The organism is Saccharopolyspora sp. NPDC050389 (genome assembly GCF_040655595.1).
In the GTDB taxonomy this organism is placed as follows: domain Bacteria; phylum Actinomycetota; class Actinomycetes; order Mycobacteriales; family Pseudonocardiaceae; genus Saccharopolyspora.
In genome coordinates this window covers 45,042-53,838 of record NZ_JBFAKG010000075.1, presented here as the reverse complement: position 1 = coordinate 53,838, position 8,797 = coordinate 45,042, and the positions used below count along the sequence as shown (strand labels likewise).

3 protein-coding genes are annotated in these 8,797 nt (G+C 69.3%); all 3 read right to left on the bottom strand.

What is annotated here, in order from left to right:
* Positions 1-2,865 (bottom strand): amino acid adenylation domain-containing protein (locus AB0I53_RS36160; RefSeq protein WP_358613197.1); only part of this gene is annotated, 2,865 nt, incomplete at its 3' end.
* The gene (locus tag AB0I53_RS36155; RefSeq protein WP_358613195.1) at positions 2,844-7,520 is read right to left on the bottom strand and encodes an amino acid adenylation domain-containing protein; all 4,677 of its coding nucleotides are present in this window, start codon (positions 7,518-7,520) and stop codon (positions 2,844-2,846) included. The genes AB0I53_RS36155 and AB0I53_RS36160, both read right to left, overlap by 22 nt.
* Positions 7,521-7,578: 58 nt before the next feature.
* Positions 7,579-8,784 carry a cytochrome P450 gene (locus tag AB0I53_RS36150; protein ID WP_358613193.1) on the bottom strand — a complete coding sequence of 402 codons (1,206 nt, stop codon included), beginning with the start codon at positions 8,782-8,784 and terminating at the stop codon, positions 7,579-7,581.
* Positions 8,785-8,797 lie beyond the last annotated feature (13 nt).

Below are 8,797 nucleotides of genomic sequence, written 5' to 3'. Positions count from 1 at the left end.
AGGAACCGGAAGAGCCCTACGATCCAACTTCCCATTCACCGTCACCGGCAACTCATCCAACACCACCACCACAGCCGGAACCATGAACTCCGGCAACCAACCACGCACAAACTCCCGAACCCGCGACCCCTCCACACCCGAACCCACCACATACCCAACCAAACGCCTATCCCCCGGCACATCCTCACGCACCACCACCGCCGCCTGCCCCACCCCAGGACACCCGGCCAACACACCCTCCACCTCACCCAACTCAACCCGAAAACCCCGAACCTTCACCTGATCATCAACACGCCCCACAAACTCCAACACACCATCACGATTCCACCGCACCAAATCCCCAGTCCGATACATCCGCGAACCCACACCACCAAACGGATCCGCCACAAACCGCTCCCCCGACAACCCCCCACGACCCCAATACCCCCGCGCCAAACCCACACCCCCCACATACAACTCCCCCACCACACCCACAGGAACCAAACCCAACGAACCATCCAACACATACACCCGCATATTGCGCATGGCCCGGCCGATCGGAACCGTGTTCCCGATCGAATCGGCAGTCCTTACCTCGTGGTAGGCGCAGAACGTGGTTGTTTCCGTGGGCCCGTAGACGTGCACGAACCTGGTGTTGGGGCAGGTTTCGACGGCGCGCCGGAATGCCTGCGTCGACACCACTTCCCCGCCCGTCCACACCTCCCGCAGTGCCGAAACCAGTTCGATGCGCTCGCCGACGAGGTGGTTGAAGAGAGCCGTGGTCAAGAAGGCGTGCGTCACCTGGTTCCGCGTGATGGTCGAATGCCACGCGTCGAGATCGACCGCTTCCCCGGGGGCCAACACGAGCCGCGCGCCACGGAGCAGCGGAACCCAGATCTCGTAGGTCGACGCGTCGAAGGCCAGCGGCGAGTGCACCAGCACCCGCGCGTCCGCATAGCTGTCGAACGCGCGGTCCCCGGTCAGCTCGACCACGTCCTCGTGCGTCGCCGCAACGCCTTTGGGGATTCCCGAGGAACCGGAGGTGTAGATGACGTAAGCCGCTTGCCCGGGGTGCAGTGCGCCTCCGCGCTCCGCATCGGTGAGCTCGGCCGTCGGCTGCGCGGCGAGCCGCTGCTGCACCTCCGGCGAGTCGAGCACGACGGTCGGCGTGCCGCCCTCCTCGACGCCAGGCCGGGTGGCCGCGGTCGTCAGCATCAGCACAGGCGTGGCATCGCGCAGTATCGACCGGACCCGTTCGGCGGGATTGCCCGGATCGATCGGCAGGTACGCCCCACCGGCCTTCAGCACGGCCAGGACGGCGACCACCGCTTCGACCGAGCGGGGTAGCGCCAGGCCCACCACCCGTTCCGGGCCGACCCCCGACGCCACCAGGTGGCGTGCGAGCTGGTTCGACCGGGCGTCGAGTTCCGCGTAGGTCAGTTCCGCCTCGCCGGACACGACCGCGATCGCCTCGGGCCGGAGAGCCACCTGCCGGCCGAACAACTCCGGCACGACCGCCGACGGGGTCACCAGTGCCGGGTCGTTCAAGCCCAGGAGGCGTTCCCGCTCGACGTCGCCGACCAGGTCGACGTTGCCCACGGGGCAGTCCGGATTCGCGCACAACGCCTCCAGAAGGCGGCCCAATCTCCCGAGCAAATGCTCCACAGTGGACGGTCCGAATACGTCCGAACGGTAATCCAGCCGGAGGACGATCTTCTCGCCGGGGAAGACGATCAGGCTGAGGGGGTAGTGCGAACCATCGTGACCGGCGATGTCGGCGGCCCGCAGCTCGCTTCCGGCCGGGGTGATGCCCGCCGTGTCCAGCGGGTAGTTCTCGAAGACGACCAGGGAGTCGAAGAGCTTTCCGTGCCCGCTCAACCGGCCCGCGTCCGTGAGGCTGAGGTGCTGGTGGTTGACCAAGGCGGCCTGCTCGTCGCGGAAGCGGCGAAGCGCGTCAGCCAGGGGTTCGTGCGGATCGAGCCGGACCCGGACGGGCACCGTGTTGATGAACAACCCCACCATCGATTCCACGCCGGGCAGTTGAGGCGGCCGCCCGGCCACGGTGGTGCCGAACACGACGTCGGAGCGGCCGGTCAACGACCGGAGCAGGATCGCCCAGGCGCCCTGGACCAGGGTGCCGGTGGTCAGCTCCCGGCGGCGGCCGAGAACGCGCAGGTCCGCGGTCAGTTCCGCGGGCAGTTCGAGGGTCGCCTGTGCGCGCCGGTCCGGTCCGGCCGGGCCCGCTGTCGGCGCGAGCAAGGTCGGCTCGGACAGCCCGGCCAGGGCGCGCCGCCACGCGTCCTCCGCGGCCTGCCGGTCCTGCCCGGCGAGCCAGGCCAGGTACTCCCGGTACGGCGTGACCCGCGGCAGCTCGCTGTCGTCACCACCGCGCTGGTAGAGCTGGAACAGCTCGCGAAACAAGACCGGATACGACCAGCCGTCCAGCAGGATGTGGTGGTTGGTCAGCACCAGCAGGTGCCGCTGCGGTTCGAGCCGGATCAGCGCGAACCGGAGCAGCGGGGGGTCGAACAGGTCGAAGCCGGCCTCCCGCTGCTCGAGCAGCAGGCGCTCGCGCTCGGCGCGCTGCTCGTCCACGGTGCGGCCGCGGAGGTCGAACTCCGCCCACGGCAAGGTCACCGAGCGGGGGATGACCTGGACCGGGCTGTCCACCCCCTCGAACCAGAAGGCGGCACTCAGGTTCGGGTGGCGTCGCAAGATCGCCTCCGCGGCGCCGCGCAGCTCGGCGGCGCGCAGCGGTCCATCGAGCTCCAGGACGACCTGGACGACGTACTCGTCCGGGCCGCTCCCCTGGTGCAGGGCGTGGAATAGCAGACCTTCCTGGAGCGGGGACAGCGGCAACACGTCTACGAATCCGGGCTGCTCCATCGTGATCTCCTCCACGCTGACTCGAGCTGGTCGATCTGCTGCTGGGTGAGGTTGACCAGCCCGAAATCGGACGGCGTGTGGCCACCCGCGCCGGGTTGGTCGGTTGCTGTCGTGACGCCGCGAAGCACCTCGAACCAGATCTCCGCGAGCGCCGTGAGCTGGTCCCGGTCGAGTGGCGGCTGCCAGGACCAGGTCGCGACCAGCTGCGGCCGCCCGGCGGTGGACAGCACCGCCGCGTTGAGGTCCAGCAGGTGGACCGGGGGCATTCCCGGCCCGGCGGCAGTAGCGACCCTCAGGGGTTGGCCCGTAGCGTCCGCGAGCGGTGCCCACGCGGTGTCCCCGTCGGCGTCATCTGCGGCGGAGAACCGGCCCAGGTAGTTGAACCCGATCTCGGGACTGGGCAGACCTGCGAGTTCCTCGGCCGTCTCCGAGTTGAGGTAGCGCAGCAGCCCGTAGCCCAGGCCGTGGTCGGGCACCGCACGGATCTCTTCCTTCAGATGTTGGATGGTGCGCCGAAGTTCCGGCCCGCCACGCCGAACGTCCTCGCGTTCCAGGGGGTCAGGGGTGAGGCGCACCGGGTGCAGCGTGGTGAACCAGCCGACCGTGCCCGACAGGTCCACGCCATCGGCGAGTTCTTGGTGCCGCCCGTGGCCTTCGACATCGACCACCACTGCCCGGCCCGACGACCCCAGCCGCCGTCGCCATTGCGCAACGGCGGTTCCCAGCGCGGCGAGCAGCACCTCGTGGGTGTCCGCGTGGTAGACGGCGGGCACCCGCCTCAACAGCGGCTCAGTGTCCGCCACCGGCAACCGCAGCGTCAGCTCGCCGGACTCCTGATGCCCGGCTGCTCCCCCGCGCTTGGGCACGGCGTCTGCCAGCGTCCGCTTCCAGTGGTCTAGCTCGGCGATTCGCTCCGGACTTCGCGCTTCTGCGGCAAGAATTCGCGTCCAGCGGCGCAGCGACGCGCCACGCGGCGGCAGCGACGGGGTTCGCCCAGCCGCTATCGCCTGCCACGCGGTGGCCAGATCCGCCAGCAAGATCCGCCAGGACACCCCGTCGACGGCCAGGTGGTGGATCACCAGCAGCAATCGGCCCGCCCCTCCGGCTCCGGCATCGAAGAACACGGCTTGCCACACCGTTTCGGACCTCGGGTCCAGACGAGCCTGTGCAGCGGCGAAGTACTCGTCCGCGGCCGCGTTCAACTGGTCGTCGGAAAGACCGCGCACGTCCACCTGCGTCACGCGGTCCGCCACGGGCGACGACCCGACGGGCGCTACTCGCAAGCCCTGCTCGGCACCGTCGTCTACGCACAAGCGCAACGCGCCGTGCCGCTCCACCAGCGCTTCCAAGGCGGCCACCAAGTTCGGGCGGTCAATCCCCGTCGGCAAGGCCACCACCATCGCCTGGCACAGCCCGTCGAACTGCCCACCCAAACCCCGGAACCAATCCACTATCGGCGTCGAGCCGAGGGCGCCCACGCCGTCGTCCTCGACCGGCTCGGCATCCGCGTGCACGCCGGCTGCGGACGCGATGCCGGCCACGGTCCGGTGCACCAGCACGTCTTGCGGGGTGAAGGTGATGCCGGCGGCCTGTGCCCGGCTGACCAGCTGGATGGCGGAGATGCTGTCCCCGCCGAGGTCGAAGAAGCTGTCGTCGATCCCCACGTCCGGGACGCCGAGCAGCTGGTCGAAGAACTCGCACAACGCTTCCTGGACCTGGGTTCGCGGCGGGCGAGACGACGCGGCACGCGTGAACTCCGGCGCAGGCAAGGCCCGGCGGTCCAGTTTGCCGTTCGCCGTCAGCGGTAGTGCGTCCATGGGCACGATCGCCGCCGGCACCAGGTGATCCGGCACGCGGCCGCCCAGGAACTCGCGCACCTCGCGAACGTCCACCTCCGCGGACGGCGCGGGAACCACGTACCCGACGAGGCGCTTGTCCCCCGGCCGATCCTCGCGGGCGGCGACCGCGGCGCGGGCGATGCCCGGATGCTCGGTCAGGACGTTCTCGATTTCGCCAGGCTCGATCCGGAAACCTCGCACCTTGACCTGGTCGTCGACCCGGCCGACGTACTCCAGCCAGCCACGGTCGTTCCACCGCACCAGGTCTCCGGTGCGGTACAACCGACCGCCGGCACCCGCCGACACGCTCCCCGCCACCGGGTTCTCGGCCGGGCCGAAGGGATTGGCCACGAAGCGTTCCGCCGTCAGCCCCGCCCGGCGCCAATAGCCGCGCGCCACCCCGAGTCCGCCGACGTACAACTCCCCGACCACGCCGGGGGGAACCAATGCCAGCCTGTCGTCCAGCACGTAGACCTGGGTGTTGGCGACCGGACCACCGATTCCACCGCCGTCCGCGTCCGACCCGCACCAGCCCGCCGTTGCGTACACGGTCGCCTCGGTCGGCCCGTAGGCGTTCATCACCCGGCATCCCGGGAACGCCGCCTCCAGCGCGGCCACCACCCCCGTCGGCAGCGCTTCCCCCGCGCACACGACGACACCCGAGAACCCGGAATCCCGCACCGCTGCGGCCACCTGGCCCAGCACCGACGGAACGCCGCTGATCGCGCTCGGAGCCGGCCCCGCGGACAACCGCTCCGCCAGCGCCGAGCCGTCCCGCACCACTTCGACGCAGCCCCCGCAGGCCAAGGGGGCAAACAGCTCGAACGCCGATACGTCGAAGCTCAACGACGTGGACGCGAGCACCCGGCCGAGCCGCTCCCCCAGGGCGCGAACCGCCCAGGACACCAGGTTCACCGCACTGGTCTGGGACACCACCACGCTCTTCGGGACGCCGGTCGAACCCGAGGTGTAGATGACGTAGGCGGGATGCGAACCGCGCAGCGACGACCGGCGGTCGTCGTCGCCGAGCTCGGAGCTCGGCTGCTCGGCGAGCGCGCGGCGCACGTGCCGGTCGTCCAGCACCACGATGTCGACGGGCGGTTGCGCGACGCGCCCGGCGGTGTCCGTCGTGGCCAGCAGCAGGACCGGGTTCGCGTCGGCGAGCATGAATTCGACGCGATGGGCGGGATAGGTGGGGTCGACCGGCAGGTAAGCACCGCCGGCCTTCAGCACCGCAAGCATCGCGATGACCATGTCCGCCGTGCGCGGCAGCAACAATCCGACCACTCGCTCGGGCCCAACGCCCAGCTCGACCAGGTGGCGAGCGAGCTGATTCGCCCGCGCGTGCAGCTCCGCGTAGGTGAGGCTCTTCCCACCGCACACCAACGCGACCTCGTCCGGACTGCGCGCCACTTGGTCGTCCAGCAGCTCTGGCACCACCGAGGAAGTCAGCTCGGCTGCTGCGCCGTTCCACTCCCCCAGCAGCTTGTTCCGCTCCGCGGCGGTCAGCACGTCCAATTCACCGACTTCGGCGTCCAAGTCGCCGGCCAGCACGTCCAGCAGGGCGAGGAATCGATCCTGATGGGTGCCCAGGGCATCGCTGCTGTAGCGGTCCGCGTTCCCGTTGAAGTCGACCCGGACAGCACCACCGTCGGGGCGGTCGTAGGCCATGATGGACAGATCGTCGACCAGCCCGTTGGACAAGTTGTGCAGCCGCGCGGCGCACTGCCCGAAGCTCAGGTCGAAGTCGAACGGCATCACGTTCACCTCGGGGCCCATGAGGTGGCGCATGCCGGTCGTCAGGTTGAGATCGCGAGCCAGCTGCTCCGCGCGATAACGCTGGTGCGCCAAGGCCCCGCGAACCTCCCGCGAGGCCTGCCGGAGGAGCTCGTGCACCGTGGTCCCACCATCGACCTTCACCCGCAGCGGAACCACGTTCGCCAGCGTGCCCGGGTTGCGGCGCAGCGTTGCGTTCTTGCGGGCAGCCACTGCGAAACCGACCGCGATGTCCTCCTCCCCGGTGAGCCGGTGGAGGTACACCGCGGTCGCCGCGAGCAGCATGACCGACCAGTGCGTGCGGGCGGTTCGGGCGGCCGCCTTGATCCGGTCCGCGGCTGCGGCCGGAACATGGCTGGTGTGCCGAAGGAAGCTCCGCGGCAGATCCTCCGTCATGGCGGAAATCCGTGCCACGTTGGGCCGGTCGGCGAACCTCTCCAGCCAGTACTTCCGATCCCGTTCGAAATCCCCGGAGTTCCGGTACTCGGCGTCTTCCGCCACCAGTTCCCGCAGTGACGAGAACGGCGCGGGCTCCGCGGGCAGACCTTGCACGCTCGTCGTGTAAAGATGCGCTGCGCGTTGCGAGATCAGGATGCTGCCCGCACCGTCGGTGACCAGGTGGTGGTAGCCCTGGTACCAGTAGAAGCGGTCCGACGCCAGCTTGAGCAGGGCGTACGAGAACAGCCGGTCGCGGGTCAGGTCCATCGGGACGGCGAGGTCTTCGTACATCCAGCGCTCCGCCGCCGCACCCGGATCGGGTTCGGTGCTGAAGTCGAGCACGGGGAAGTCCCAGTCGGGGACGGGGTTCACGGTCTGGTGCGCAACGCCGTCCACCTCGTGGACGCGGCAGTGCAGCACATCCACCTCGGCGACGGTCTTGCGGACCGCGGCTTCGAACTCGGCACCGTCGATCGCCCCGTCGATCTCGACGTACTGGCCCACGCGGAAGTGCAGGCTTTCCGGGTTGAACCGCTGCGCCAGCCAGATCTCCCGTTGGGCGTCCGACAACGGGAAAGCGGAGTCGGCAGCCAGTTGATCCATGATCCCACCCATCGACACGCCGCTTGCGGCTCAGGACACGGCGACCGCGGTCCCCGCATCACCACTCGACCGGGAGCCGAGACACCCCGTACACGGGCATCTCGGTGCAGATTTCGAGTTCGTCCGCCGGAACGGCGAGCCGCAGGGCGGGGAACTCCCGGAAGATCCCGGCATAGCTCGTGCGCAGGATGTTCCGAGCGAGGTGTTGGCCAAGGCATTGATGCACGCCGTAGCCGAACGCGAGGTGCCCGGCCGACGAGTTGTCGATGTCCAGTGCGGCCGGGCACTCGACGTGCTCGGGGTCGCGGTTGGCCGCCGGCAGGGCTATGGACACCGAGTCACCGGCCTTGATGGTTTCGCCGCCGAGCTCGACGTCCCGCAGCGCGGTGCGGATAGGTCCGATGTGGGTGACGCTGAGGTAGCGCAGCAGTTCGTCGACGGCCTTGTCGAGCTGGGCCGAGTTGGAAAGCGCCCGAGCCCGCTGGTCCGGGTGTTCCAGCAACGCGAGCGTTCCGAGGGCCAGCATGTTCGCCGTTGATTCGTACCCCGCGGTCAGCAGCACCATTCCGACGGTGGCGATCTCCTCGTCGGGCAACTCGCCCGAAGCCGCCAGGTGCCCGAGGACGTCACCGCTGGTCCCGGCCCGCTTCTTCGCGTCGACGAACTCCTGGAACTGGGTGTGGATCGCCTGGGTCGCTGCCCCGACGTCGGCGGCCTCGGCGTGCTGGTCGAACAGGACTGAGACGCGCCGCACGAAGCGGTCGCGCTCGTCCTCGGGGACGCCCAGGACCTCGGAGACCACGTTCAGCGGCACGAGTTTCGCGAAGTCCCGCACCAGGTCGGCGGGTGGGCCCCCGCGGTCCATCGCGTGCAGGCGTTCGTCGACGATCCGCTGGATCGTCTCGGTCAGCGAATCCATCCGGCGCACCGCGAAATGACCGGCTAGCAGCCGGCGGTACCTGGTGTGCTCCGGCGGGTCCATGCGGTGGAACACGCCCGGCGGGATGTCCTTGCGCGCCTGCTCTGCTTCGGCGGGCAGCTCGACGGGGATGCGGGCGAGATCGGCGCGGCTGCTGAAGCGGCTGTCGGCGAGTACCGCGCGGGCCAACGAGTAGCTCGTCACCAACCAACCCAGGTGGCCGTCCTCGTAGATCATCCGTCCGATGGGCTTCCGATCCCGCAGCGACTCCAGTTCCACGGGCAGTTCGAAGATCCGGTCGCGTTCGGTCGGAATACCGACGGGAACACCGATGGTGTCGGACAATTCAGGCTCCTTC